Origin of the sequence: Stenotrophomonas sp. FR012, from assembly GCF_047520565.2 — a bacterium.
In the GTDB taxonomy this organism is placed as follows: domain Bacteria; phylum Pseudomonadota; class Gammaproteobacteria; order Xanthomonadales; family Xanthomonadaceae; genus Stenotrophomonas; species Stenotrophomonas sepilia.
Genome location: NZ_JAXBQL020000012.1, coordinates 22961 through 49462, shown reverse-complemented (window position 1 = coordinate 49462; position 26502 = coordinate 22961). Strand labels below are relative to the sequence as shown.

Sequence of the window (26502 nt, the reverse complement as noted above, 5' to 3'; positions counted from 1 at the left end):
CCGGCACCGGCTAGATAACACGACATAATCCCGCTGTCCAACCGGCCGGGTGGCGCACTGCAGCATCCTGGTTGCGGCCGATTGAGGGGAATCCCTCATCGCGCCTGCGCATCCGGCCTCCTATGCTGGGCTCACTTTCCCCCAACGGAGGTCTGCATGAACACGCAAGAGCCCAGCCGCCAGCCCAGCCCCGATCCGGCCGAGCGCGATGCCTTCTTCCCGTCGCCGTATTCGCTCTCGCAGTTCACCTCGCCCAAGAGCGACCTGTCCGGCGCCGACTATCCGGATGCGCGCCGCGATGGCCGCTGGAAGGTGCTGATGATCGCCGCCGACGAGCGCTATCTGCCGACCGCCAATGGCCACCTGTTCTCCACCGGCAACCATCCGGTGGAAACCCTGCTGCCGATGTACCACCTGGACAAGGCCGGCTTCGACATCGACGTGGCGACGCTGTCCGGCAACCCGGTCAAGTTCGAATGGTGGGCCTTCCCACACGAGGACAGCGAGATCGGCGCCCTGTACGAACGCTACCAGGAACGCTTCCGCCAGCCGTTGCAGCTGGACCAGGTGGTGGCCGGCCTGGGCGCCGATTCGGACTACGCCGCCGTCTTCATTCCCGGTGGGCACGGCGCGTTGATCGGCCTGCCGGAGAGCGCGGCGGTGAAGGCCGCGCTGCAATGGGCCATGGCCGAGCAGCGCCACATCATCACCCTCTGCCATGGCCCGGCGGCGCTGCTGGCGGCGGGCGTCGACGACGCCGAGGGTGCCTCGCTGTTCCGTGGCTACCGCATCTGTGCCTTCCCCGACGCAATGGACCGGCAGACACCGGGGATCGGCTACATGCCCGGGCAGCTGCGTTGGTTCTTCGGTGAACGGCTGGCCCAGCAGGGGGTGCAGATCGTCAATGAGGGCATCGATGGCAGCGTACTGCAGGATCGCCTGCTGCTGACCGGCGACAGTCCGCTGGCCGGCAACGCGTTGGGCAAGCTGGCCGCGCGTACGCTGCTCGATGCGCTGGCGGGGCGCTGAGCCAATGCCTGCGCTGGTGCCCGCGCTGCTGGAACTGGAACAGGCGCGGTCATTGCCGGCGGTGGGCGGCGTGCTGCGCGCCGCCGCCTCACCATTGGGCTACGACCGCCTGTTGGTGTTTGCCACCGGAACCGGGCTGGAGCGCGACGCACAGCGTGTGTACTGGATTGAAGGTGACTGGTTCGGCGACGGCAGCGATAGCGGACTCGCCCGCTACCTGCACGCCTGTCCGGTCAACCGCCATGTGCTGGACAGCAATGCGCCGTTCTTCTGGAGCAAGCGCCACGGTGTGCGTGGCGAGCGCTACCAGGTGGTGAAGCAGCCTCGCGGCGATGGCCTGCATGGGTTGCAGGTGCCGGTGTTCGGCCCGACCGGTCTGGAGGGTGCGGTCAGTTTCGCCGGCACCTCGATTGATGCGTCCGCCAGCGCGCGCCTGCTGCTTGAAATGGTCGGCACGTCAGTCTTCCGCGCGGCGCGGCGGCTTGCCGAAGCGCCGGCCGACATCCGCGCGGGCGCGCTGAGCGCACGCGAACGCGAGGTGCTGCGCTGGGTCGCCGCTGGACGGCGCCAGGCAGAGATAGCGGCCACGCTGGGTCTGTCTGCGCGCACCGTTGAGAACCACCTGCGGCGAGCGCGGCAACGACTGGGCGTGGCCACCACCGCGCAGGCAGTGCGCGCGGCAGGCCGCCGTGGCGAGATTGAAGATTGATCAGGATGGAGGCACTTCCTGCTGCCTGATCAGCGTGCGGCATACGCCCTGTGCATCTGCGCGATTGCAGAAGGCAGGCGACGGGATGAGCTACGACCCGTGATCGCCGGTGCGCGGTCCACCGGGCGGGGCGTTCATCGCCCGCCCGGCATCCGCGAGCCACCCATCCCTGCATAACGCTGCCCTCGCATTCGTGGCATGCTCTGTGAAACCGTTTTCATGGAATGGAGGGATTCCACGATGTTGTCGCGTTTCCGTCGCCCCGCGCTGTCTGCGCTGCTGGCGCTTGCCCTGCCTCTGACCAGCGCCTGGGCCGCAGCCCCTGCGCCGTTGAAGGTGATGTCGTTCAATGTGCGCACCCCGGCCGATACCGAACCCGGCAAGCGCTGGCCCGACCGTCGCGATGCGATGGTGAAGGTCATCCTCGACGCGCACCCAGCGGTGATCGGTACCCAGGAGCTGGTGCAGGAGCAGGCCGATTACCTTGCCCAGCACCTGCCCGGATACCGCTGGTTCGGCGAGGGCCGCCGCGGCGGCAGCGGCGACGAGCACATGGGCGTGTTCTACGACAGCAAGGTGCTGGCGATCGAGGAATCAGGCAACTTCTGGCTGTCTGATACGCCCGATGTGCCCGGCAGCATTACCTGGGGCAACCTGTATCCACGCATGGTCACCTGGGCGCTGTTCCGCCGCATCGATGACGGCCGACGCTTCTATTTCATGGATACCCACCTGCCCTACCGCGACGAGGACGAACCACGCCGGGTGAAGGGTGCCGAGCTGATCGGCAGGCGCGTGGCCGGCCTGGCGGCCGACCTGCCGGTGGTGCTGACCGGTGACTTCAACAGCGAACCCGGCGGCGACACCTACAAGGCATTCACCCGCGTACTGCACGACACCCGTGCCCAGGTGAAGACACCGCAGGGCCCGCGACTGACCTTCCACGATTTCACTGGCAAGGCCACCGCGCAGCTGGACTGGGTGCTGGTGCGCGGTTTCCACGCGCGCAGCTTCCTGACCGATGACCGCCGCATCGATGGCGTGCTGCCATCGGATCATTTCCCGCTGGTGGTCGAACTGGACTGGCCGAAGCACTGACCCCGCACGGCAGCCGCAGCTACAGCGGCGGCTGCCGCGACAGCAGGCGATACAGGGCCTGATGCTGATCGCGCGCCTGGCAGATGCGGGCCCCTATCGCCAGGAACACGGCGACGCCGATCAGGCCCAGCCCCAGCATCGAATCCTGCAGGCGCAGGAAACCGACCGCTGCGGCCATCGTCGCCAGCACCAGCAGCACCACGACCGCCACTGACAGACCCGCACCCGGTGGACCCGGATCGCCGAACAACATCCGTTGGGTATCCCGCCTTCCGTCCGCCATTGCCTGTCCTCCCGAGTGCCTGACCCACTAGTTACACGGCGAGCCCGCAATCCGGCAGAGTCAGAAACGTCACCAAGGTGAAGACGTACGCGAAATGCACCGCGCTACCCTGCCGCGTACCCCTCGAACCTGCGGAGCAGCACATGGCACACCAGAGCCGGCTGGCTGGATTCATCATCGACTGCCAGGACCTTCCCGCCGACGAAGGCGCCCGTTTCTGGGCCGCCGCGCTCGGTCTGCAGGCACAGGCGGCGCGTGCCGAAGGGGGCGCCGAGTATGCCGACCTGCTGGGCGCACCGGCGGGCCTGGACGTTGAAGTCCAGCGGGTCGATCACCCGTCACGGGTGCATCTGGACATCGAGAGCGACGACATCGATGCCGAGGCCGACCGCCTGGAGAAGCTCGGCGCACGACGGATAGGCTTCGTCAAGCGCTGGTGGGTGATGGAAGCACCGACCGGCCATCGCTTCTGCATCGTGCGCATGCGCGAGCGCGAGGTGCCGGCCAATCAGTGGCCCTGAAAGAGCAAAGGGACGGACGCCACGGCCTCCGTCCCCCCCGGCGTCAGGGCACCTGCGCCACGCTCGGTTGCTGCGGTGATTGCCCCCAGCCGCCCAGCGCCTTGTACACGCCCACCACGCTGACGTTGACCTCGGACTCGGCCGCCGCCAACGCATCATCGGCTGCCAGCTGCGTGCGCTGCGCATCCAGCAGGGTCAGGAAGTCCTCCGAGCCCTCGCGATAGCGGATCTGCGCCAGCGATTCGGCACGCCGTGCCGCCTGCGCCTGCTCGACCACGATCGCCAACCGTGCCTGCTGCTTGGAATAGCGGGTCAGTGCGTTCTCGGTGTCTTCCAGGGCCAGCAGTACCGCCTGCTCATATTGCGCGGCCACGCCTTCGGCTTCAGCCTTGCTGGCACGCAGGCGTGCACGCACGGTGCCGAAGTCGAATGCCGCCCAGCTCAGCGATGGGGTCAGCGACCAGGCCTTGTTGTTGCCATTGACCAGGCCGCTGGCATCGCCACCGAGGAACCCGACGAAGCCGGACAGCGACAACCGCGGGAACAGGTCCGCCGTGGCCACGCCCACGCGTGCGGTCGCAGCCGCCAGGCGACGCTCGGCCACGCGCACGTCGGCACGCTGGCGCAGCAGTTCGCGGGTATCGCCCAGCGGCAGTGCCTTGGCGAAGGCCGGTACGTCGTGCGGCGCGAGCATGTCAGTCAGCACTTCCGGGCGCTGGCCGAGCAGCACGGCCAGCCGGTTGCGCGACTGCGCCTCGGCCACTTCCAGCAACGGGATGTCAGCCTCGATCGCCTTCAGCCGTGCACGGCTGCTCTGCACATCCAGCTCGCTGCCTGCGCCCAGCTGCCAGCGCGCCTCGGTCAGCTTCTGCGTATCGCGCAGGTTTTCCAGCGTGTGCTGGGCCACCGCGATGCGCTTCTGCGTACCACGCAGCTCGAAGTAGTTGCGTGCCACTTCAGCGGCGATCAGGACCTGCGCATCGGCCAGGTTGGCCTGCTCGGCACCGAGGTCGGCGCGTGCGGCTTCAGCGGCACGGCGCTTGCGGCCGAACAGATCCAGCTCCCAGCCGGCGTCGAAGCCGAGCTGGTAGCTTTCACTGAACACCCGCTGCCCACCCAGCTGCGGATCGGGTTGCTTGCGGCGGTCATAGCTGCCGCCAGCGGTGACGTGCGGAGCCTGGTCGAGGCGGCTTTCCACGAACACCGCGCGGGCCTGGCTGACGCGGGCCACGGCCACGCGAAGGTCCAGGTTGTCCGACAGTGCGCCGTGCACCAGCTGTTCCAGCACCGGATCATCGAACTGCGCCCACCAGCTGGCGACCGGCGAAGCGGTACTGAACACCGGCTGCTGTGCGCTCTGGAGGACCACCGGCTCCTGCATCGGCGCCTTGTAGTTGGGGCCGACGCTGACACAGCCTGCCAGCACCAGGCTGGAGACGGCCACCGCCAACGTGCGGATCACCATGGCAGCACCTCGCCCAGGTAGGTGAAGCTGCCGCTGGCGCCGGATTCACCGATCAACGCCATTTCCACGCTGGAACGTGCGCCTTCGCTGATTTCGATTTCGCCGTTGCCGCCGTTCATGTCGGTCTTCACGTAACCCGGATGCACGGTGTTGACCTTGATCGGGGTATTGCGCAGTTCGTAGGCCAGACTCAAGGTCCAGCTGTTCACCGCCGCCTTGGAGGCATTGTAGGCCGGGATCTTGAAATCGTAGATGCCCGACGCCGGGTCGGCGTGCAGGGTCTGCGAGCCGAGCATGCTCGATACGTTGACGATGCGCCCGGACTTGGCCTGCTTGACCAGCGGCAGGAAGGCCTGGGTGACCGCCACCAGCGCATACACGTTGGTGTCGAAAGTGCGCTTCCAGGTATCGAGTGACTGTTCCGACGGTGCCTGCGCCGGGTTCTCGATCATGATGCCGGCGTTGTTGACCAGGATGTCGAGACGACCATGGCGCTGGCGCACCTGCTCGACCGCTTCGGCGATGCTGGCCGCGTCGGTCACGTCCAGTTGCAGGGCTTCGACCGGCAGGCCTTCAGCCTGCAGCTTCAGTGCCAGCTCCACGGCGGTCTCACGCTTGCGACCGGCCAGCAGCGTGTGCACGCCAGCCTGGGCCAGCTGGCGCACAGTTTCCAGGCCGATGCCACGGGTGGCGCCGGTGACCAGCGCGATCTTGTTCTGATGGGTGTTCATGGATGCATGCCTTGTCTGTGGGAAGAGTGGCCGCCGGCCAACGACCGGCGGCGGAGTTCCATATCAGTGGTGGATGGTCGGCTCGCCGTGCTGCACCAGCTGTCCACCACCGTTGCGGGTGACGAACTTGCGCAGGGCCACGTAGAACACCGGGGTAAGGAACAGGCCGAACAGGGTCACGCCCAACATGCCGGCGAACACGGTGATACCGGTCACCGAGCGCACTTCGGCGCCTGCACCGTGCGACAACACCAGCGGCACGGTGCCGGCGATGAACGCGATGGAGGTCATCACGATCGGGCGCAGACGCAGGCGGCAGGCTTCCAATGCCGCTTCAACGATGCCCTTGCCGCCCATCTCCAGCTCTCTGGCGAACTCGACGATCAGGATCGCGTTCTTGCACGCCAGGCCCATCAGCACCACCAGGCCGACCTGCACGAACACGTTGTTGTCACCACCGGTCAACCACACGCCGAACAGCGCGGACAGCAGGGTCATCGGCACGATCAGGATCACCGCCAGCGGCAGCGACCAGCTCTCGTACAGCGCGGCCAGCACCAGGAAGGCCAGCATGATCGCCACCGGGAACACGATGAAGGCGGCCTTGCCCTGGGTTGCCTGCTGGTAGCTCAGGTCGGTCCATTCGGTGGTCATGCCCACCGGCAGCACCTTGCCGGCGATCTCGGTCAGCTTGTTCATCGCCTCGGCGGAGGACAGCAGGCGCGGGTCGGCTTCACCGGCCAGGTCAGCCGCCGGATAGCCATTGAAGCGCAGCACCGGGTCCGGGCCGAAGGTCTGCTTGATGGTGACCATCGAACCGATCGGCACCATCTCGCCGCGGTCGTTGCGGGTACGCAGCTTGCCGATGTCCTCGACCGTCTCGCGGTACGGACCATCGGCCTGGGCGATCACCTGCCAGGTGCGGCCGAACTGGTTGAAGTCGTTGACGTAGGCCGAACCCAGGTAGGTCTGCAACGTGTCGAACAGCTCGGTGAGCTGCACGCCCTGTGCCTTGGCCTTGACGCGGTCCACCTCGGCATCGAGCTGCGGCACGTTGGCCTGGTAGCTGGAAATCGGGAAGGCCATGCCCGGGGTCTGCGCGACGGTGCCCTGCATGGCCTGCACTGCATTCTGCAGCGCGCCGTAACCCAGGTTGCCACGGTCCTCGATGAACATCTGGTAGCCGTTGCCATTGCCCAGGCCGAGGATCGGCGGCGGCATCATCGCGAACGCGAAGCCTTCCTGCAGGCCGGCAATCTTCTGGTTGATCTCGGCATTGATCTGCGCCGCGGTGCGGCCATGGCGCTCGGCGAACGGCTTGAGCGGGATGAACGCCACACCGGTGTTCGGCGTATTGGTGAACTGCAGCGCGTTCAGACCGGGGAACGAGATGGTGTGAGCGACGCCATCGGTTTCCTGGGCGATCTTGGCGACCTTGCGCAGCATTTCATCGGTGCGGGCGATCGACGAACCTTCCGGCAGCTTCACACCGGCGATCAGATACAGCTTGTCCTGGGTCGGAATGAAGCCCGGCGGCACCAGCTTGAAGATCACGCCGGTACCGACCAGCAGGATCGCGTAGACCACGAACACCGCACCGCGGCGGCCGAGGATGCGGGCCACGCCACGCTCGTATTTCTCCGAGCTGGACTTGAAGAAGCGGTTGAACGGACGGAACACCCAGCCGAACAGGCGGTCGATCAGGCGGCTCGGGCCGTCCTTCGGTGCACCATGGGCCTTCAGCAGGCGCGCGGCCAGGGCCGGCGACAGGGTCAGCGAGTTGATCGCCGAGATCACCGTGGAAATGGCGATGGTGACCGCGAACTGCTTGTAGAACTGGCCGGTGACACCGGACAGGAACGCCATCGGCACGAACACTGCACACAGCACCAGCGCGATCGCCACGATCGGGCCGGACACCTCGCGCATGGCCTGGTGTGCCGCCGCGGTGGGCGACAGGCCTTCCTCGATGTTGCGCTCGACGTTCTCCACCACCACGATCGCGTCGTCGACCACGATGCCGATCGCCAGAACCAGGCCGAACAGGCTCAGCGTATTGATCGAGAAGCCCAGCAGGTACAGCGCGGCGAACGTACCCACCACCGACACCGGCACCGCGATCAACGGAATGATCGACGCACGCCAGGTCTGCAGGAACAGGATCACGACCAGCACCACCAGGGCGATCGCTTCCAGCAGCGTGGAGACCACGGCCTTGATCGAGTCGCGCACGAAGATGGTGGTGTCATACACCGCTTCGTACTTCACATCGGCCGGCATGGTCTTCTGCATCTCGTCCATCGTCGAGATGACCTGATCGCGGATTTCCAGCGCGTTGGCACCCGGCGACTGGAAGATACCGATACCCACCGCGTTCTTGCCGTCCAGCTGCGAGCGCAGGGTGTAGTCGCCCGCACCCAGTTCCAGGCGGGCCACGTCGGACAGGCGCACGATCTCGCCATCGGTGCCGCTCTTGAGCACGATGTCGCCGAATTCCTTTTCGGTCTTCAGCCGGCCCTGGGCATTGATCAGGGTCAGGAACTTGCTGTCCGGCAGCGGTTCGGCGCCGAGCTGGCCGGCCGAAACCTGCACGTTCTGCTCGCGCATGGCACGCACCACGTCGCTGGCGGTCAGGCCGCGCGAGGCCACCTTGTCCGGATCCAGCCAGGCACGCATGGCGTAGTCGCCGCCACCGAAGATCTGCGCGTCACCCACGCCCGGAATACGCGCCAGCGCATCCTTGACGTGCAGGCGCGCGTAGTTGCGCAGGTACAGGGTGTCGTACTTGCCTTGCGGCGAAGTCAGGTGCACCACCATCAGGAAGGTCGGCGACTGCTTCTGCGTGGTCACGCCCTGCCGGCGCACGTCCTCGGGCAGGCGCGCCTGCGCCTGCGCCACGCGGTTCTGCACCTTCACCGCCGCCGCGTCCGGGTCGGTGCCCGGGCGGAAGGTGACGGTCATCTGCAGCACGCCGTCCGAGCCGGCCACCGACTTCAGGTACATCATGCCTTCGACGCCGTTGATGGCTTCTTCGAGCGGTGTGGCGACGGTCTCGGCAATGACCTTGGGGTTGGCGCCCGGATAGACCGTGCGCACGACCACCGACGGCGGCACCACTTCGGGGTACTCGCTGATCGGCAGGATTGGAATCGTGATCAGGCCTGCGGCGAAGATCACGATCGACAGCACCGCCGCGAAGATCGGCCTGTCGATGAAGAAACGGGAAAAGTCCATGGAGGAATTCCTGGGAAAGGCGTTCGGCGGGCAACAGCCACCCTGCCCCTCGCCGATACGACGAAGGCAGGGAAGGCTGCCGCTGGCGCCGGCAGCTAAGCGGGGACGCGGATCAGGAGACGGCGGATCAGTGGTCCAGTGCGGCGGTGGCATCGCGGCCCGGTGCCGGCACGGCCTGCGGCTGCATTGCCACGGCCTTGGCCTGCACCGGCATGCCCGGCATGAAGACCTTCTGCACGCCGTCGATGATCACCTTGTCTCCTGCCGCCAGGCCTTGCTCGACGATACGCAGGCCTTCAGCGGTGCGGCCAAGCTGGATGTCGCGGCGCTGGGCCTTGCCATCCTTGTCGACCACGTAGACGTACTTGCGGTCCTGGTCGGTCAGCACGGCCTTGTCGTCGATCAGCAGGGCCTGGAACTGGCCGCTGCCAAGCAGCTGCACGCGGGCGAACAGGCCCGGCGTGAACTGGCGATCGGCGTTGTCCAGCAGCGCACGGACGCGGATGGTCCCGGTACTGCGGGCCACCTGGTTGTCGAGGAAGTCGACCTTGCCCGTGTGCGGGTAGCCTTCTTCACCGGACAGGCCGACCTTCACCGGCAGCGCGCTGTCACGCTCGCTCGGGCGCTCGCCCTTGCGTGCCATCTGGGCGTAGCGCAGGAAGGTGCTCTCGTCAGCATCGAAGTAGACGAACACCGTGTCCAGCGAGACCAGCGTGGTCAGCACGCTGGCGCTGTCGCCGGCGGTGACCAGGTTGCCGGCGGTGACCATCGCGCGGCCGGCACGGCCGTCGATCGGTGCCCGTACCTTGGTGAACTCAAGATTGAGGCGGGCTGCATCCAATGCTGCCTGCGCGGCCTGCACGGCGGCGCCGGACTGGTCGGCAGCCGCACGGCGCTGCTCGGCGGTCTCGGTGGAGATCGCCTGCTGCTCGGACAGCCGCTTGGCGCGCTCGGACTCGCTGCGGGCCAGCGTGGCCTGGGTACGGGCGCGGGCCAGTTCGGCGGCCGCCCGATCGTACTCGGCCTGGTAACTGCGCGCGTCGATGGTGAAGAGCACTTCGCCCTTCTTCACTTCCTGGCCTTCGACGTAGTTGACCTTGTCGATGTAACCGGACACGCGCGGACGCAGTTCAACGCTCTGCACCGCTTCGACGCGGCCACTGAACTCGTCCCACTGGCTGACCTGCTTGACCAGTACCGGCGCGGCGCTGACCTGCGGCGGCGGCGGTGCACCGGCTTCTTCGGCATGGCCGCCGCTGCAGGCTGCAAGCACGGCCGCGGCGAGGATCGACACGCCGGCCATCGCAATGCGATGTCCGAAACGATGTGGGGTGGTATTGGGGGAAGTCATGGCATGCATCCGTACGGAGGGGTGGTACAGCTATATGGGAACGTGTTGCAAAAATCGGCGGCGAATACTGCGACCTCAACCATGGTCGAGGTCAAGCGATGCCTGCGGTGTCGCGCCAAAGCGGAGGAACTTCCAGGTGCAGCAGGCCACGCGGCAATTCGGCATCGCTGCTGTCGCAGCGGACGATGGCGCGGTTGTCGCGGCACCCATCAAGCAGGGAGACCACACGACGACCGACCAGCAGCGAGCTGGGCCACTCGATGCAGGCATTGGCCGCGTTGGCCGGGGTACACACCGGGCTGCAGACTTCCAGCATCTGCGCGCGCACGCCCAGCGCCTGCGCTTCCTGGTGCGCCACCTGCGCGTACATGCGCAGTGCGGCGGTGGTGATCGAGGTCTCGCCGTAGCCCGCCCAGGGCTTGGCGTTGGCCGGGCTGCCGATCATCACGTAGCGGCGCGCATGCACGTTGTCCTGCAGCAGCGGCAGCAGGTGGCGCACGGCGTGCACGTGCGGCATCAGGTCGGCCTGCATCGCGCCCAGCAGCTCATCGCCGTTGCGGTCGATCACCCGGCCGCGACGGTAGGGGCCACCCATGGCCGCGATCACGGCGGCCAACGGACGCGGGCGCTGCGCGATGCGCTCGGCCAACGCGCGTGCCGAGCCGTCATCGCTGAGCGAACCCAGCAGCGTCTCCAGTCCGGGCTCATCCGCGAACTGCTCGTGCAGCGCGGCCAGCCGGCCGGGATCGCGGCCAACCACCAGCACCGGGCTGCCGGCTTCCAGCAACGCGCCGACCACGCCCTGGCCGACGGCACCGGTACCGCCAAGGACCAGGACTTCGGGCGTCAGTATCCCATTCACGGGACATTTCCTCCCAAATCCGGGATAGTCCCAATTCGACGCAGGCGGTCGCCCTTGTGCGGGACCAGGCGGATGGCACCGCCACGCTGCTGACGCATGGGCGCGGTAAACTCACGAAAGTCCTTGTGTACCAAGGAACTCGGACGGGCTTCGACGGTCATCGCCAGGTCCAGGGTGTTCTGGCCGGCGTTCCGGAGTCGAGCAAGAATGTTGCGCAGGCTCATGGCGGACGGGCTCCAATTAACGAATGGCGCCACCATAGACCTCAAACCTTTACTTGATTAGTCCTGATTAAGGGGAATAATCATCCCGCTCCCGGTCCAATCGTTCTGTCACGATTGTCCCATCCCCGACGTCCAGGATCCCCGACCATGTCCCACGATCTCAACGAGACGCTGATCTTCGTCAAAGTGGTCGAGCAAGGCAGCTTCATTGCCGCTGCCAAATCGCTCGGCCTGCCCAAGACCACGGTCAGCCGCAAAGTGCAGGAGCTGGAAACGCGCCTGGGCGCGCGCCTGCTGCACCGGACCACGCGCCGCCTCGGCCTGACCGAAGCCGGTTCGATCTATCACGAACATTGCCAGCGCATCGCACGCGAGCTTGAAGAGGCCGAAAGCGCGGTGAGCCAGCTGCAGTCCGGCCCGCGCGGCTGGCTGCGCTTCACTGTGCCCTACTCGATCGGCATCACCTGGATTGCGCCGCTGCTGGGCCAGTTCCATGCGCAGTATCCAGAGATCCGCCTGGACATGCACATGGGTAACGAGAAGCTGGACCTGATCGCCGGTGAAGCGGACCTGGCGCTGCGCGTGGGTGCCCTGCCCGATTCCAATCTGGTCGCGCGCAAGCTGGGCAGCCTGCGCACGCAGGTGTTCGCCAGTCCGGCCTACATTGAGCGCTATGGCGAACCGCTGCATCCGGAAGAGCTGCAGTTCCATCGCATCCTGGCAATGCGCAAGCCGTACCACACCGGCAATTCGCCGCGCTTCACCTGGCAGCTGGGCGAGAACGGCGGCGAGCTGCGCGATTTCCCGGTCACCCCGCTGATGACCGCCAACGACATGTCTGCGTTGAATGGTGCATTGGTCTGTGGCGAAGGCCTGCTGCTGACCGGTGATGTGATGGCCAAGCCGTTCGTCGAATCGGGCATGGTGCGCCGCGTGCTGGCCGGCTGGACCGGCCCGGAAGTGGACTTCAATGCCGTGTTCGCCGGCGGCCGCTTGGTCTCGCCGAAGGTGCGTGCGTTTGTCGACTTCCTGGTCGAGAAGCTCAACTTCGATGCCAACTACATGCTGGCGCAGTGCCCCGGCGCGAAGCTGGCACAGCAGCAGAAGGCACAGGAAGATGCCGCGCTGGAAAGCAGTGGCAAGCGGATACTGGAGAAGGTGGCCGCCTCGGCGGCGTAACCTGCAACAAGAGCGCTTATCCATCTCTTGGTAGATGCCGACCTTGGTCGGCATGGCTTGCAGAGGGAGTCGAGCCCGGCTCGACTCTGCATGCGCTGTCGGCGTGCCGAGCAACGCTCGGCACCCACAAAAATGCCGCCTGCAAGGGCGGCATTTTCGTTCCGGCCGATGGCCGGACCGGCTCAAGCAGTAACGCTACGCGTTACTGCTTGAGCGGAATCACCCGAATCTCGACGCGGCGGTTCTTGGCGCGGCCGGCATCGGTGCTGTTGTCGGCAATCGGGTAAGCCTTGCCGGCGCCCAGGGTTTCGATACGCACGCTCTGCACGCCCTGGCCGATCAGGTACTGCGCGACCGAGTCGGCGCGTTCCTTCGACAGGCGGTTGTTGACCGCGTCGCTGCCGATGCTGTCGGTGTGGCCAACCACCTCGATCATGGTCTGGTTGTACTCACGCAGCGTACCGGCCACGCCGTTGAGCGAGCCATAGAACTGCGGCTTCAGGGTCGCCTTGCCGAAGTCGAAGGTGATGCCGTCCGGCAGGTTCAGCATGATGTTGTCGCCCTGTCGCTGCACATCGATGCCGGTGTTGGCGGTGCGCTCGCGCAGTGCACGTTCCTGGCGATCCTGGTACTGGCCGACGGCGGCACCGCTGAGTGCGCCGATACCGGCACCGATCAGCGCGTGCTGGCGCCGCTCGGTAGCACTGTCGCCGGTCAGCAGGCCGGCCGCCACGCCGATGGCCGTACCGATCAGCGCGTTGCGGCCGGTCCGGTTCTGCTGTTCGGTCGGGTTGCCGTACTGGTCACTCTGCACATAGGAGCCGCCGGTGGCGCAGGCCGACAGGACGGCCGCACTCATCAGGGCCAGTGCGACGTTGCGGGTGGTGTTGCGGATCATGAGGTTCTCCTTGGTTTCCGGTCGGCCGGCGGCTTGCGGGCGCAGAGAGGATAAACAGCCGAATGCGATGTCGGGATGATGATCCGGTGCGCCGACAGGGCCGCGTTCAGCTAACTGACCGGATCGCTCGGGTCACCCTTTACCCCGCCCCCGACTGGCGGTATGCCGCCAGCGCAGCGTCGCGGCCCTCAGCCAGGTCCACCATCGGCGTGCGTGGATAGTCAGGCGCGTGTGCTGCCAGGAGCAGGGGATGCTGCCACGGCGCAAACCGCGCCTTCACCGGCAGTGCCGCCAGCTCGGGCACCCAGCGGCTGATGTAGCGGGCCTGCGGATCGAACTTCTCGGCCTGGGTGACCGGGTTGAACACCCGGAAGTACGGCGCGGCATCGGCGCCGGTCCCGGCCACCCATTGCCAGCCCATCGTGTTGTTGGCCAGATCGGCATCGACCAGGGTGTCCCAGAACCAGCGCGCGCCATGCAGCCAGTGCGCGCGAAGGTGCTTGCACAGGTAGCTGGCCACGATCATCCGCACCCGGTTATGCATGTAGCCGGTGTGCCACAGCTCGCGCAGTCCGGCATCAACGATCGGCACGCCGGTGTTGCCGCGCTGCCAGTCGTGCAGTTGCGCTGCAGTCGGTGCCGCCCAGGGGAAGCGGTCAAAACGCGGATTGAGGTTGTCCGTGGGCGTCTTCGGAAAGTGATGCAACAGGTGGTAGGCGAAATCACGCCAGCCCAGTTGCCGCAGATAGCCGTCGATGTCGGCATCGGTGCCGGCACTGCGCAGTCTTTCCAGCGCATGCGCGATGCGCCACGGTGCGATCTCACCGAAATGCAGGTGCGGCGACATCCGCGAGGTGCCCACGCGGTCGGGCAGGTCTCGCTGCTCGCGGTAACCGCGCAAGGCGCCGTCCTCGAACACCGACAGCGCCTCCAGCGCACCGGCTTCACCCGGCTGCCAGTACTCCCAGAAGCCGGTATCCCAATCCAGCGTCGGTGCAAGCTGGAGATCATCAAGTGCGAGGCTGCCGACCGCGTGCGGCGTCAGTGCCTCCGGTGCGGCCTGCAGTGCCGGCAGGCGCCAATGACTGAGCACGTTGCGCCAGTACGGCGTGAACACCTTGTACGGCTGTCCCTGCTGGGTGGCGATGTCCCAGGGCTCGAACAACAGGCTGCCATTGCAGCTCTGCGCGTCGACGCCCTGCTCGCGCAGCGTGCGCTTGATGGTAGCGTCGCGAGGCTGGGTGGCCGGCTCGTACTTGCGGTTCCAGTACACCGCCTCGGCACCGGTCTGCTCGATCAGCAACTGCAGGGCCGGCAGGCTGTCACCACTGCGCAGCACCAGCGACGAGCCGCGCGCGCGCAGGTCGGCATCCAGTGCGGCCAGTGAGCGATGACGCCAGGCATCGGACGCCGCGCCGGGCGCCCATTCGCCTTCCTCGTGCGGCGCGTGGATGTACACCGGCACCACATGGTGACCGGCGTCCAGCGCGGCCTGCAGGGCCGGATTGTCCTGCAGCCGCAGATCACGGCGGAACCATACCAACGCTACCGACACATGCACCGCCTTCGTTGTGGAAGGCGCACATGATAGCCAGCGGTGGTGAAGGCGATGCGCGCAGACGCCGTCTGCTAGGCTGCACGGCCGCTGCCCGATGGACTCTGACATGGATGATCTTCACGCCTCATTCGCCCGCTTCGGGCTGCTGCATGCCCAGCACGAGAGCGACTGGCAGGGCCCGTTCCCGCTGCCCCCGGTACTGGCACGCTTCTACGCGCAGGTCGGGCCGCTGGGCGAAGTGATCAATGCCCGGGTAGGCACCGCCGGCATCACCGTTCCCGGCCTTGATGTCTGGATACCGCCGCTGCAACGCCTGTGGAGCCATCAGGCCGGCTATCGATGGCATGGCATCAGCGGCGAACGGATCAACGACTGGCCCTCGAACTGGCTGGTGATTGCCGATCGCAGCGCTGATCCGCTCATCCTCGATCTGGACGACGGCCGTGTGCTGTTCAGCCATCACGGTGCCGGCCTGCTGGATGCCGTCGAAATGACTGCCGACGTGCCGACCCTGATGGCAGCTCTGGCTGCAGCAGGCACGGTGTACCTCGACGCCGGCGATGACCTCTACAACGACGATGACGATGGCGGCATCCGCCCTGAACACCAGGACGCAGCCGTACAGGTGGTGGCCCGGGTACTGGGCGACCGCCTGCAGGCCGAATCGTTCATCGAGACGTTGCTGGACTGAATCCACGCATGGCGCGGATCTACCTTTCGAAGCGCTTCATCGCTTCGCTGATCAGCGCCCGCGCCTCGGCGGCGTTGCCCCAACCGTTGAGCTGCACCGGGTTGCGCCCGGCCGGCAGGTCCTTGTAGACCCGGAAGAACGCTTCGATGCGCTCTCTTTCGATCTCCGGCAGATCGGCCAGGTCGCGGATGTTGGCGTAGGTCGGGTCAACCTTGTCGGTCGGCACGCCGATGATCTTCTCGTCGTGCTCGCCGCCGTCGATCATCTTCAGGTAGCCGATCGGCCGGAAGCGTACGATCACGCCCGGATGCAGGGGTTCACGGGTCAGCACCAGCGCGTCCAGCGGATCGTTGTCGCCAGCCAACGTGCGCGGCATCGAACCGTAGTTGGCCGGATAGGCGACCGGCATCGACTGGAAGCGGTCCACATGCACCAGGCCGTCTTCCTTGATCTCGTACTTGGTCACGCTGCCGGCGGGAATCTCCACCGCCAGATTCACCTCCCGCGGGGCTTCCCTTGGTTGGGCCACCAGGAACGGATGCAGCACGGTATCGGCAGCGGTCACCGCTGTCGCGAGCAGGAGCAGGGCCCCGCCGATGGCAGCCATGGGGACAAGACGGCGTACGGTTTTCATCTGGATCTCCTCATTCCCAGCAGCGATCGGCGCGACCCTTGGCGGTCTGCGCACGCGGGCAGTCGCGCGGTGCGATGCGGCCTTCGGTCAGCTCCATGCGCTGTTTCCCCCCCTTGGCATCGCGGCGCAGTTCGAAGGCATCGTAGAGACGGCCGGTCACGGTGCGTGCTTCATAGCGCAGGCGCTGCGGGTCGATGTTCAACACCTGGAACAACTGGGTGTCTTCGGCCACCGGATCCATCGTCTTTCGTGCCTCGTCGGAGAGACGGTACTGCTTCGGCCCCGCCACGGTTACCACGTACTGCGGCGTTGCGGCCTGCCCCTCGCCACGGCGGCCATAGGTGTGGTCGTGGCCCTGCAGCACCAGATCGACGTTGTGGCGGCGTACCACCGGCAACAGCACCTCACGCAGCGCGGCGTTCTCGCGCCCTTCGCGCGGCGAGTAGAACGGCTGGTGCAGCAACACGATGGTCCACGGCTGCGGATTGCCGGTCAGCACCTTGTCCAGCCATTGCGCCTGTGCCTTGGCGGTGCCAAGGTCGAGTGCCGAAGTGCCATCGACCACCGCCACGCGCACGCCCTGCGCATCGAACCAGTAGCTGCTCTGCTGCGCAGCGCTGGCACCATTGCCCGGCAACGCGAACGTGACCGGCCAGTGGCGGCCCAGCACCCGGCGCTCCTGCGGGGTGTCCTCGAATTCCTCGAAGTACTCGTGATTGCCTATGGCCGGCGCCACCAGCATTTCCTGCGCCAGCCAGCCGACGGCGGCAAACCATTCGCCCCACTCGCTGTCATCCATGTTGTCGCCGCCGCTGACCAGGTCGCCGGCAAACAGGCTCATGCGTGCCTGCGGTGCGGCCTTCTGCGCGGCACGCACCACGCGGCTGACATGGCTGACGTTCTTGTTCTGGGTATCGCCGAAGTACAGCAGGGTCAGCGGCTGGTCGGCGGCAGCCAGCGTGCGCAGCTGGTTCCATGCACTCCAACTGCCGTTGCCCTGCACACGGTAGACGTACTGGGTATCCGGCTGCAGGCCATCGATATCTGCACGATGGTGGTGCGACAGGCCGTTCTCGGTCTGCAGCGCGCGGGTCGTCGCACGAACCTGGCGGATGCCTTCGATGGCCGGCGAATCTGCGGCCATTGCGATCTCCAGCAGCGGCGCCTGCACGCTGCCATCGGTGCGCCAGGCCACTGCGAACCCATGGCTGGAATCGGCCACCGGCGAGGCGACGATGCGGTCCGGCACCGTCGTCGCTGCGTAGTGGCGGCTACCTGCCGGCACCTGGGTATTCGGTTCGGCCGCCGCGAACGACAGCGACGGCAGCGCCAGCAGCAGACCCAGGGCCAACGTGCGCATCACGCGCTGCCGGCTCATGCGCCACACTCCAGCGGCAACGCCAGTTGCTTGGCGATGCTCTCCCAGTCGAACGCTACCACGCCCTGGTCGTCATGCACGGCATAAAGCGCACCGTGCGGGAAGCGCGTGCTGGCTTGCTGCATCATCCAGATGCCATCGGTGTTGGCCACGGTATTGCCCTGGAACGCGCCGACCGGCTTCAGCGTGTGCCGGTCGAACAGATGGAACACGCTGCGCTGCTTGCCCTGTTCGGTGGTGATCCACCAGCCATCCTTGCCGCAGGTGCACAGGGCCACGCCTTCGGCCTGTGCCTTGAACACGTCGCGGCCGAAGGTGGTGCCGGTGAAGCGGCCCGCGAGGGTGTAGACCTTGAACTCGCTGGCGTAGCTCTCGTCCTCTTCGGCGATCAGCAGGCGGTCGTTCTCGGGATCGCCCCAGATCGACTCGACCACGCGCAGCGCACCAGTCTCGGTGGTATCGCCGATGCTGGCCACCAGCTTCGCGTCGACCTTCTCACCATTGCGGGTCACGTGATACTGGCGCACGCGCTTGTCCAGCTCGGCCAGCGGCGGCAGGATGTCGCGCCCCTGTGCATCCTCGCCGTTGTCCCAGGAGTCGGTGACGTAGACGCTGTAGCCATCGGCACGGCGGTCGACCCACAGCCCGTAAGGCTTGCGCAGGTCGTCCGCCGCGAACGTCGCCAGCGGCGCGAAGTCCGGCAGGCGCAGTACCTGCACGCGGTGATTGTCGCGCTCCACGATCCACAGCAGGTCGTCGGTCACCGCGATGCCGTTTGGGCGGTCGAACTGCCCCGGTGCGGTGCCGCTGCTGCCGACGTCACGCAGGTGCTGGCCGGTGCTGCCGTCGTAGACCACCAGCTTGTCGGTGGCCTTGGCAGTGGCGATCAGCCACAGTACGCCGTCCGGCGCGCGCCAGGCCGCCGGCGAGTCGATGTTGTCGGCCGGGGTCATCGGTGACAGGAACGCTTCGGCGATGGTGGCTACCTTGCGCTCGCCACTGGCGGCCGGCGAGGCCGCTCCCGCAACCGGATCGTTGCCGGTGGCCGGCGTGCAGCCGGCGACCAGCGTAGCCGCCAGCGCGGCGGCCAGGACAGTGACGCCACGCCCCATCACAGCGCCACCTTCAGGCCCAGCGCATAGGTGCGGCCGTACTCTTCCAGCTGCAGGGTGCGCGAACGGGTGCCCTGGTACAGCTCCAACGGCTTGTCCAGCAGGTTCTGCGCCTCGAAGTACACGCTCACGCGCGGGGTGAACTTGTAGTCAAGCGAGAAATCGAGCTGGGTGTTGGGTGCCACGTAGATGTCGAATGCGCGCCCCTTGCCGATGCTGTCCAGGTACTCGCTGCGGTACACGGCCGCCAGGCGCGTGCTTACACCGTACTTTTCATAGCCGATGTGTGCGCTGTAGACATGCTTGGAAGCGCGCGGCAGCGTGAAGTCCTCGCCCGCACGGTCCTTGATGCCGGCATCGAACTTCGTATCCAGCCAGGTGCCACTGGCGCCGACCAGCAGGCCATCCAGGCCGTCCGGCAGGAAGGCCAGCTGCTGCTGCCAGTTGAACTCCGCACCACGCACGGTGGCCTTGCGACCATTGATCGGCTGCGTCACATCGAATCCACCGTAGGCCGGATCATTGGTGCGCACGGTTTCGACGATGTAGCCATCGATCGACTTGTGGAACAGGCCCAGCGAAACGATGCCGCTGCTGCCGATGTACTTCTCCACCGACAGGTCGATGTTCTTCGACTCGTACGGATCCAGTTCCGGGTTACCCAGGCGCACTTCCTCGTCACCACGGCTGTAACCCACGCGCGGCGAGACGTCGCCGAAGGACGGGCGCGATACGGTCTTGTTGGCCGAGGCGCGCAGCACCCAGTCATCAGCCGCGTCATAGCGCAGGTGCAGGCCCGGCAGCACGTTGGTGTAGCTGCTGTTGGCCACGCGCGGGGTGACGGTGAAGCTGCGGCCGTTGGCGGCCACGTCCACCTGGTTGCCGATCGCCTTGAAGCGGGTGTTCTCCACGCGCACGCCGCCGATGAGGCGCAGCGCGCCCACGTCCCAGGTACCCATGGCGTAGCTGGCGAAGATGTCTTCGCTGGCCACGTAATCCTCTTCCAGCGACGTCATCGCATTGCCGCCGACGTCCTGCGGGCGGGCGCTGTACTGGCTGCCATTGGCCGCCCAGAAGGCACGCATCGCCGCCGAATCCATGCCGTCGCCGAAGTTGCCGTGGCGATGTTCGGGCGAGGAGGTGGTCCAGCCCGCCAGCGCCACCTTCGGGCCGACGCGCAGTTCGCGCTCATCCACATTCACGTCGCGGTCGCGCCAGCGGCCCAGCAGACCGAACTTGATGCTGCTGCTGTCGCCGTCGAAGCGCACGTTGACCTGCGCGCTGTGCTCCTTGTCGTTCACCTGCTTGGGCGATAGCACGAAGCGGTCGAACGCGTAATTGCTGTTGTCCAGCCACTGCGGGTTGTCGAAGCTGTAGCTGGGCAGCCGGCTGCTCTGGTCCAGGCTGCCGTTGAACGCCTTGCCGTTGAGCTTGAAACGCGCCTCCATCTCGTCGTTCACGCGCTCTTCGGTACGGGTGTAGCCGATCCGGTAATCAACCACGGCGTTGGTCAACTTGTTCTCGCCGCCCAGGCTGGCCGCGAAGGTGTTTTCCTTCTTGGTGCGGTAGCGCATGCGCTTGTCGATCGAGTCCTTCGGCATGCCATCCAGGCGGTACTGGTCGGTGCCGGTCTTGACCATCTTCGCGTCGTCGAAGTTGAAGATCACGCGCTGGCGGGTCTCCGCATCGTCGAACTGGCTGTACAGCGTGCGCAGGTAGTACCTGCTGTCTTCGTCCGGCCGCCAGTCGAGGTTGAGGTTGGCGCCGATGCGCTTGCGCTCGATCTCGTACTTGCGGTGCTGCAGGTTGATCGCGGTCACGTCACCGGGGGCGGCATCGTCCTCGCCGTCGTACTCCACTTCGGTGTTGTCCGACTCGAACCGGCGCTTCTGGTAGTTCACGCCCAGCGCCACGCCGAAGGTGTCGTTGAACACTTCGCTGTAGTTGAAGGCCGCCTTCGGGCTGGTCTCGCCGGACAGCTGCTGGTGGCTGCCCTCGATCTTGCCACGCAGGCTGCGACCGTCGCGGTCGAAGGCCGAGGCCGATTCCACCAGCACGGCACCGCCGATGGCATCACCGGGCATGTCCGGGGTCGGCGACTTCACCACGCGCAGGCGTTCGGTGGAATCGGACGGGATCACGTCCAGCGGCGCGGCACGGCTGGAATCCTCCGGCGTGCCCACGGCGATGCCATCCACGCTGACGCTGTTGAGATTGGCGTCCAGGCCACGGATGACCACGAAACGGCCCTCGCCCTGGTCACGGGTCACGCTGATGCCCGGCAGGCGCTGCAGCGACTCGGCCACGTTCTTGTCCGGGTACTGGCCCAGGGCATCGGAGGACACCGCGTCTTCGATGGCGTCGCTGCCGCGCTTGAGGTCGACCGCGCGGACCTGCGATTCGAGCTGGGCGCGCACCTCGATACGGTCCAGGTCGACCGCGTCGGCCGCCACGGCGCCGGTGGCGGCTACCGCCTGCTGCCCGGCGGCCTGCAGCGGGGCGGCAGCCCCCATCGCCAGGGTCAGGGTGATGGCAACGGCCAACGGAGTCTTGATATGCACTGGGAATCCCCATTCCTGTTAAGAATGGGTCTGCACGGTATGTCCGCAAGGTTGCATGGCCGTGACATGCCCCTGCACATTTCATGTACAGCGGCCCCGGGCCCGGTTTGGGCTTCGCCCCGCCAATCCGGCAAAATGGCGGCCTCTCTCCCTATTCCCCTTCCCGACCATGAAGATCGTCGAAGTGCGCCACCCGCTGGTGCAGCACAAGATCGGCCTGATGCGCAACGCTGCGCTCAGCACCAAGGATTTCCGCGAACTGGCCAACGAGCTGGGTACGCTGCTGGCCTACGAGGCCACCGCCGACCTGGATACCGAGCCGCACACCCTGGCCGGCTGGGCCGGCCCGGTGACGGTGCAGCGCATCGCCGGCGCCAAGATCACCGTGGTGCCGATCCTGCGTGCCGGCCTGGGCATGCTCAGCGGCGTGCTGTCGCTGATTCCGGCCGCCCGTGTCAGCGTGGTCGGCCTGCAGCGCGATGAAGAAACCCTGCAGCCGGTACCCTACTTCGAGCGCCTGACCGGCCGCCTGGAAGAGCGCGACGCACTGATCCTCGACCCGATGCTGGCCACCGGCGGCACGCTGATCGCCACCATCGACATGCTCAAGCGCGCCGGCGCCCGTCGCATCAAGGGCATCTTCCTGGTGGCCGCGCCCGAAGGCATCGAAGCAGTGAAGGCCGTGCATCCGGACGTGGAAATCTACACTGCGGCCATCGATGCCCAGCTCAACGACAAGGGCTACATCCTGCCCGGACTGGGCGACGCGGGTGACCGCATCTTCGGCACCCGCGTCGGCTGATCCGGCGAACCGTGGTCGGATCCCTCTCCGCAGGAGAGGGCTCTGACCCGACAACCGTTCGCCGGCCCGCTTCGCCGCGTCACGTGAACGCCCGTGGACGCGGGTGTGGCCGACGCGTGATTCTTCACGTGGCCTTACCGGTCGGAAGCGAATGCTCCGCGCACCCGCCACCGCTTGGAGCTCCCGATGAAAGCCTCTTTCCTGCTGGCCGCTGTCCTGCTGGTCGGCCTGCCCCTGACTGCCAATGCCACCACCCCGCAGCAGCAGCGCATGGCCGAATGCTCGGCCAAGAACAAGGGCTTGAAGGGGGATGCCTACAAGACCGCGCAGAGCTCCTGCCTCAGCGGTCATGCCGCCGAAACCAAGCTGGTCAATACGCAGCAGGAACGCATGCGCAAATGCAACGCTGACGCAGGCGCGAAGAAGCTGGCCGGCGATGCGCGCAAGACCTTCATGAGCAGCTGCCTGAAGGCGTCGTAACGACGAGTGATGTGGAGCCGAGCCCACGCTCGGCTCTGCCATTAACCCAGGGCGCGCGCCTTCAGCTCGCCCTGTTCGTGCAGGGTCACGAAACGTCCCTTGTCATCACGGCCCAGCTGCGCCAGCGCCACCTGCGGGTCGTGGGTGAAGAACAGCCGCACGTTGCGCGCCAGCTTGTCTTCAAGGAACTGCCGTTTCTCGTCGATCAGCAATTCGGCATTGCGGTCATAGCCCATGGTGATCGGCACGTGCACCCATGAACGACCTGGGATGAGGTCGGCACAGAACACCACGCCACCATGCGCATCTTCACCGGCATGCGCGTGGCCAACGATCTCGGCCAGCATCAGCCCCGGCGTATGCCCATCGCTGTAGCTGAAGCGCACGCTGCGGCCGAGCGCCTTCGAGTACTCCCCCTCCACTACTTCCAGGCGGCCACTGGCCTGCAGCAGGCCGGGCAGCTCAGGAATGAAACTGGCCCGATCGCGCGGGTGTGGCCGCACGGCGCGCTGCCAATGCTGCGCACCAACCACATAGGTTGCGTTGGGGAACAGCAGTTCGGGCTCACGCCCTTCGCTCCATGCGGCAAGCAGGCCACCGGCATGATCGAAGTGCAGGTGGCTGAGCACCACCACGTCGATGTCCTCGTGCTCGAAACCCGCTTCGCGCAGTGAATCGATCAGCACGTGCTGGCTTTCCTGCACGCCATAACGCTCGCGCATGCGCGGGTCGAAGAACGCACCGATACCGGTTTCAAACAGTACTGTCTTGCCTTCCAGCGGACTGGCAAGCAGCGCACGGCAGGCCAGCTCGATGCGATTGAGCTCGTCCGGAGCCGCCCATTTTTCCCACAACGCACGCGGCGCGTTGCCGAACATCGCGCCGCCGTCCAGGCGCTGCGAGTTTCCACGAATAGACCAGAGTTTCATGCGTCGATTATCGGCGCCGGACTGTTAAATAATCGCTAGAAAGGAAACAGGAAACCCCGCCGGTTGGCGGGGTCCTGGTGATCTGCCAGATTGCCGGCCAGTGGCCGGCACCGCCACATCAGTGGGCCGGCACGACCTGGGCACTGCCCACCGGATTGCGCGGGTCGCTGCCGCCGAACAGCTTGTTCGCCTTGCGGTCCCATTCCACGGTCTGCAGGTTGCCCCACACGTGGCTGGAACCGCGACCGCCGGCGGCGACATTGCCCGGCAGGTCGATCCTGTGGCCCATCGCCTGCAGCTGCTTCACCGTCGCCGCGTCGAACGCATCGTCCTCGGCTTCGATCAGATCCGGCAGCCACTGGTGGTGGTAGCGCGGCAGCGCGGCAACCTGCTGCGCGTCCAGGCCGGCGTCGTAGCCGAGGATGCCCAGCAGCACCATGGTGATGATGCGGCTGCCACCCGGCGTGCCCAGCACGATCACCTTGTCGCTGTTTTCCATGAAGGTCGGCGTCATCGAGCTGAGCATGCGCTTGCCCGGCTTCGGCGCATTGGCCTCGTAGCCCATCACGCCGAAGGCATTGGGCGTACCCGGCTTCAGCGCGAAATCGTCCATCTCGTTGTTCAGCAGCACGCCGGTGCCCTTGGGAATGAGCCCCGAGCCGTACAGCAGGTTGACGGTCTGGGTGGCGCCGACGCGGTTGCCGTCGCGGTCGATGATCGAGAAGTGCGTGGTCTCGTCGTCTTCCAGCGGCGTCGGATTGCCCGACAGCAGGTCGCTGGGCGTGGCCTTCTCCGGATGGATGGTCGCGCGCAGGCCCTGTGCGTAGTCCTTGCTGGTCAGCACCTTCTGCGGGATCTGCACGAAGTCCGGATCGCCGAGGAAGAACGTACGGTCGCGGTAGGCACGGCGCATCGACTCCACCACCAGGTGGGTGCGGTGCGCCGGGTCCATCTTCCTGATGTCCCAGCCTTCCAGGATCTGCAGCATGCTGGCCAGCGCGATGCCACCCGACGACGGCGGCGGCGCGGTGGTGATCTTCCAGCCGTTGTAGTTGAACACGATCGGCTCGCGCTGCTTCACGCGGTAGCCGGCCAGCTCTTCAGCGGTCCACTTGCCGCCGGCCTGCTTGACGCCGGCCAGCAGCAGCTTTCCGGTCTGGCCCTTGTAGAAGCCATCGAAGCCACCTGCGGCCAGGCGCTCCAGCGTCTGCGCCAGCTCCGGCTGCCTGAACAGGTCACCGCTGGCGATCGGCTTGCCGTTGCGCAGATAGACTTCACGCGTGCCGGGATAGCGCTCCATCACTTCACGGCGCGACGCATAGCCCTTGGCCATGCGGTCGTACACCGGGAAGCCTTCGCGCGCGATGCGGATCGCCGGCTGCAGCGATGCAGACAGCGGCAGCTTGCCGTGCTTGGCCGACAGTTCGACCAGCGCCGCAGGCAGGCCGGGAATACCCGCCGACCACGCACCGTTGACCGAGCGGTCGCGGTCCAGGTTGCCCTGCTTGTCGAGGAAGGCCTGCGGCGTGGCCGCCGCCGGTGCGGTCTCGCGTGCATCCAGCATCACGTCCTTGCCGGTGGCCGCGTCGTGCAGAAGGAAGAAGCCGCCGCCGCCGAGTCCGGAACTGATCGGCTCGACCACCGCCAGCGTGGACGAGACCGCCACCGCAGCGTCGAAGGCGTTGCCGCCCTGCGCCAGGATATCGATACCGGCCTGGGTGGCCAGCGCGTGGCCGCTGGCAATGGCTGCGCCGTCGGGGCGCTCGGCACGGGCCGGGCTGTCGGCCCAGGCCATCGGGCTCAGCAGCAGGCCGAGCAGCAACAGGGGGCGGACGATCAGCGTCTTCATTCGGATGGGGGCTCCGCATAGAGTTCGGGGTGATCGTGCTGCAGCTGGCGCAGCTTGGCCAGCAGCTGGTCTTCCGTTTCCACGATCTCCGGATCCGGGTCGATGCACTCGACCGGGCAGACGACCACGCACTGTGGCTCGTCGAAATGACCCACGCATTCGGTGCAGCGCGCAGGGTCGATCACGTAGATGGTTTCACCCATCGCAATGGCCTGGTTCGGGCAGGCCGGCTCGCAGACGTCGCAGTTGACGCAGAGCTCGTTGATTTTCAGCGACATGGCGATACTCCTCGCCCGCGCCTTGGGACAAAGGACCGGCCAGCGCGGGCGCGCGGGCCGGTCAGGTCATCAGCGGCGCCCTGGCAGGACGCCGCCCGGGCCATGCCGGAGCATGGCCGCCATGGCTCGGTATTACTTGGCTTCGACGAAAATGTACTCGGCACCGGTCGGCTGGATCGCAGCCTGCACGCGGGCGTTGTCGGCCGACTGGCCGATGAAGACGACGCGCACGCCCTTCATCGAATCCGGCGACACGTCCTTGAACACGGCCTGGATCATGTCAGCCATCTTGCCCGAGGCCGACGAACCAAAGGCCAGCATGTTGCCCGGCTGCACGCCACGGGCCACGGCCTGGGTCGCGCTCTCGGTCTGGCGCTCGTACTTGGCCTGGAAGTCCGGGTCCGATTCCGGGGAGAGGTAATACAGGAACGGGCTGTTGGTGATGTTGCCCATGTTCTGGATCGCCACTTCCTGCAGGTACTTCTTCCAGCCGGCATCGTCGTCCTTGGACGGAGCGACCAGGGCCTGCTTGGCCTCGTCGACCGGAGCGGCCTCTTCCTTCTTGCAGGCGGTGAAGGCCAGGGCCAACGAAGCGATCAGCATCGCGCGCATGGTGGTGTTCATGGATTTCCTCCCGGAATGGTGC

The 26502-nt window shown here is 66.4% G+C and carries 25 protein-coding genes; 8 read left to right on the top strand and 17 right to left on the bottom strand.

Annotation, left to right across the window (positions count from 1 at the left end):
* Window positions 1-156: 156 nt before the first annotated feature.
* The 3 genes from hchA to ACM0O9_RS16985 all read left to right on the top strand — a co-directional run bounded on the left by hchA (window position 157) and on the right by ACM0O9_RS16985 (window position 2836).
* The gene (gene hchA, locus ACM0O9_RS16995; RefSeq protein WP_235649967.1) at window positions 157-1029 is read left to right on the top strand and encodes a glyoxalase III HchA; all 873 of its coding nucleotides are present in this window, start codon (window positions 157-159) and stop codon (window positions 1027-1029) included.
* A 4-nt stretch (window positions 1030-1033) separates the two neighbouring features.
* Window positions 1034-1738, top strand: a complete 705-nt coding sequence (locus tag ACM0O9_RS16990) for a PA1136 family autoinducer-binding transcriptional regulator (protein ID WP_111176665.1) — start codon at window positions 1034-1036, stop codon at window positions 1736-1738.
* Window positions 1739-1978: 240 nt separating this feature from the next.
* Complete coding sequence (locus tag ACM0O9_RS16985; protein ID WP_134955709.1) at window positions 1979-2836, top strand: endonuclease/exonuclease/phosphatase family protein; 858 nt, start codon at window positions 1979-1981, stop codon at window positions 2834-2836.
* A 19-nt stretch (window positions 2837-2855) separates the two neighbouring features.
* On the opposite strand, the gene ACM0O9_RS16980 is transcribed toward ACM0O9_RS16985, so the two are convergent.
* A complete protein-coding gene (locus ACM0O9_RS16980; RefSeq protein ID WP_049414598.1) occupies window positions 2856-3119 on the bottom strand; it encodes a hypothetical protein in 264 nt (87 codons plus the stop codon).
* Window positions 3120-3262: 143 nt separating this feature from the next.
* On the opposite strand from ACM0O9_RS16980, the gene ACM0O9_RS16975 reads away from it, so the two are divergent.
* The gene (locus tag ACM0O9_RS16975) at window positions 3263-3640 is read left to right on the top strand and encodes a VOC family protein (RefSeq protein ID WP_005416164.1); all 378 of its coding nucleotides are present in this window, start codon (window positions 3263-3265) and stop codon (window positions 3638-3640) included.
* Window positions 3641-3683: 43 nt separating this feature from the next.
* On the opposite strand, the gene ACM0O9_RS16970 is transcribed toward ACM0O9_RS16975, so the two are convergent.
* The 6 genes from ACM0O9_RS16970 to ACM0O9_RS16945 all read right to left on the bottom strand — a co-directional run bounded on the left by ACM0O9_RS16970 (window position 3684) and on the right by ACM0O9_RS16945 (window position 11507).
* On the bottom strand, window positions 3684-5105 hold the full coding sequence (locus tag ACM0O9_RS16970; RefSeq protein ID WP_414604064.1) for an efflux transporter outer membrane subunit: 1422 nt from the start codon (window positions 5103-5105) through the stop codon (window positions 3684-3686).
* Window positions 5099-5836 carry an SDR family oxidoreductase gene (locus ACM0O9_RS16965; protein WP_005416162.1) on the bottom strand — a complete coding sequence of 246 codons (738 nt, stop codon included), beginning with the start codon at window positions 5834-5836 and terminating at the stop codon, window positions 5099-5101. The genes ACM0O9_RS16970 and ACM0O9_RS16965 overlap by 7 nt, the downstream gene beginning before the upstream one ends.
* Before the next feature lie 63 nt (window positions 5837-5899).
* The gene (locus tag ACM0O9_RS16960; RefSeq protein ID WP_019338348.1) at window positions 5900-9070 is read right to left on the bottom strand and encodes an efflux RND transporter permease subunit; all 3171 of its coding nucleotides are present in this window, start codon (window positions 9068-9070) and stop codon (window positions 5900-5902) included.
* A 127-nt stretch (window positions 9071-9197) separates the two neighbouring features.
* A complete protein-coding gene (locus tag ACM0O9_RS16955) occupies window positions 9198-10421 on the bottom strand; it encodes an efflux RND transporter periplasmic adaptor subunit (protein ID WP_414604063.1) in 1224 nt (407 codons plus the stop codon).
* Window positions 10422-10512: 91 nt separating this feature from the next.
* Complete coding sequence (locus ACM0O9_RS16950) at window positions 10513-11283, bottom strand: SDR family NAD(P)-dependent oxidoreductase (RefSeq protein ID WP_414604062.1); 771 nt, start codon at window positions 11281-11283, stop codon at window positions 10513-10515.
* Window positions 11280-11507 carry a hypothetical protein gene (locus ACM0O9_RS16945; RefSeq protein ID WP_049414419.1) on the bottom strand — a complete coding sequence of 76 codons (228 nt, stop codon included), beginning with the start codon at window positions 11505-11507 and terminating at the stop codon, window positions 11280-11282. Before ACM0O9_RS16945 ends, ACM0O9_RS16950 begins: the two co-directional genes overlap by 4 nt.
* Window positions 11508-11654: 147 nt before the next feature.
* On the opposite strand from ACM0O9_RS16945, the gene ACM0O9_RS16940 reads away from it, so the two are divergent.
* Window positions 11655-12686, top strand: coding sequence for a LysR family transcriptional regulator (locus ACM0O9_RS16940; protein ID WP_005416157.1), 1032 nt, complete (start codon window positions 11655-11657; stop codon window positions 12684-12686).
* Between the two features lie 202 nt (window positions 12687-12888).
* Here ACM0O9_RS16940 and ACM0O9_RS16935 read toward each other — a convergent pair whose 3' ends face one another.
* Both ACM0O9_RS16935 and ACM0O9_RS16930 read right to left on the bottom strand, forming a co-directional pair.
* Window positions 12889-13584 (bottom strand): YiaD family glycine zipper/OmpA-like lipoprotein, encoded by a 696-nt coding sequence (locus ACM0O9_RS16935; protein WP_005416156.1) that lies wholly within the window; start codon window positions 13582-13584, stop codon window positions 12889-12891.
* 139 nt (window positions 13585-13723) lie between these two features.
* The gene (locus ACM0O9_RS16930; RefSeq protein WP_414604061.1) at window positions 13724-15139 is read right to left on the bottom strand and encodes a cryptochrome/photolyase family protein; all 1416 of its coding nucleotides are present in this window, start codon (window positions 15137-15139) and stop codon (window positions 13724-13726) included.
* Window positions 15140-15248: 109 nt separating this feature from the next.
* On the opposite strand from ACM0O9_RS16930, the gene ACM0O9_RS16925 reads away from it, so the two are divergent.
* Window positions 15249-15833, top strand: a complete 585-nt coding sequence (locus ACM0O9_RS16925) for a hypothetical protein (protein ID WP_065179490.1) — start codon at window positions 15249-15251, stop codon at window positions 15831-15833.
* Window positions 15834-15852: 19 nt separating this feature from the next.
* Here ACM0O9_RS16925 and ACM0O9_RS16920 read toward each other — a convergent pair whose 3' ends face one another.
* The 4 genes from ACM0O9_RS16920 to ACM0O9_RS16905 are packed head-to-tail and all read right to left on the bottom strand — an operon-like array spanning window position 15853 to window position 21470.
* Window positions 15853-16467, bottom strand: coding sequence for an inorganic diphosphatase (locus ACM0O9_RS16920; protein WP_065179491.1), 615 nt, complete (start codon window positions 16465-16467; stop codon window positions 15853-15855).
* 10 nt (window positions 16468-16477) lie between these two features.
* The gene (locus ACM0O9_RS16915) at window positions 16478-17827 is read right to left on the bottom strand and encodes a purple acid phosphatase family protein (protein ID WP_231109038.1); all 1350 of its coding nucleotides are present in this window, start codon (window positions 17825-17827) and stop codon (window positions 16478-16480) included.
* 14 nt (window positions 17828-17841) lie between these two features.
* On the bottom strand, window positions 17842-18957 hold the full coding sequence (locus tag ACM0O9_RS16910) for a phytase (protein ID WP_414604060.1): 1116 nt from the start codon (window positions 18955-18957) through the stop codon (window positions 17842-17844).
* Window positions 18957-21470: a TonB-dependent receptor gene (locus ACM0O9_RS16905; protein ID WP_265329347.1), complete on the bottom strand. Its 2514-nt coding sequence runs from the start codon at window positions 21468-21470 to the stop codon at window positions 18957-18959. The genes ACM0O9_RS16910 and ACM0O9_RS16905 overlap by 1 nt, the downstream gene beginning before the upstream one ends.
* Window positions 21471-21687: 217 nt before the next feature.
* Between ACM0O9_RS16905 and upp the strand changes: the two genes are divergently transcribed.
* Together upp and ACM0O9_RS16895 are read left to right on the top strand one after the other, a co-directional pair.
* Entirely contained in the window at window positions 21688-22320 is a 633-nt protein-coding gene (gene upp / locus ACM0O9_RS16900) for a uracil phosphoribosyltransferase (RefSeq protein WP_005416149.1), read from the top strand.
* A 186-nt stretch (window positions 22321-22506) separates the two neighbouring features.
* On the top strand, window positions 22507-22800 hold the full coding sequence (locus ACM0O9_RS16895; protein WP_164093349.1) for a PsiF family protein: 294 nt from the start codon (window positions 22507-22509) through the stop codon (window positions 22798-22800).
* 41 nt (window positions 22801-22841) lie between these two features.
* On the opposite strand, the gene ACM0O9_RS16890 is transcribed toward ACM0O9_RS16895, so the two are convergent.
* From ACM0O9_RS16890 to ACM0O9_RS16875, 4 genes are all read right to left on the bottom strand, one after another.
* Entirely contained in the window at window positions 22842-23729 is an 888-nt protein-coding gene (locus ACM0O9_RS16890; protein WP_005416147.1) for an MBL fold metallo-hydrolase, read from the bottom strand.
* A 118-nt stretch (window positions 23730-23847) separates the two neighbouring features.
* Window positions 23848-25578, bottom strand: a complete 1731-nt coding sequence (ggt, locus tag ACM0O9_RS16885) for a gamma-glutamyltransferase (protein WP_065195834.1) — start codon at window positions 25576-25578, stop codon at window positions 23848-23850.
* The gene (locus ACM0O9_RS16880) at window positions 25575-25856 is read right to left on the bottom strand and encodes a YfhL family 4Fe-4S dicluster ferredoxin (protein WP_004153175.1); all 282 of its coding nucleotides are present in this window, start codon (window positions 25854-25856) and stop codon (window positions 25575-25577) included. Before ACM0O9_RS16880 ends, ggt begins: the two co-directional genes overlap by 4 nt.
* A gap of 132 nt (window positions 25857-25988) precedes the next feature.
* On the bottom strand, window positions 25989-26480 hold the full coding sequence (locus tag ACM0O9_RS16875; protein ID WP_004153167.1) for a hypothetical protein: 492 nt from the start codon (window positions 26478-26480) through the stop codon (window positions 25989-25991).
* Window positions 26481-26502 lie beyond the last annotated feature (22 nt).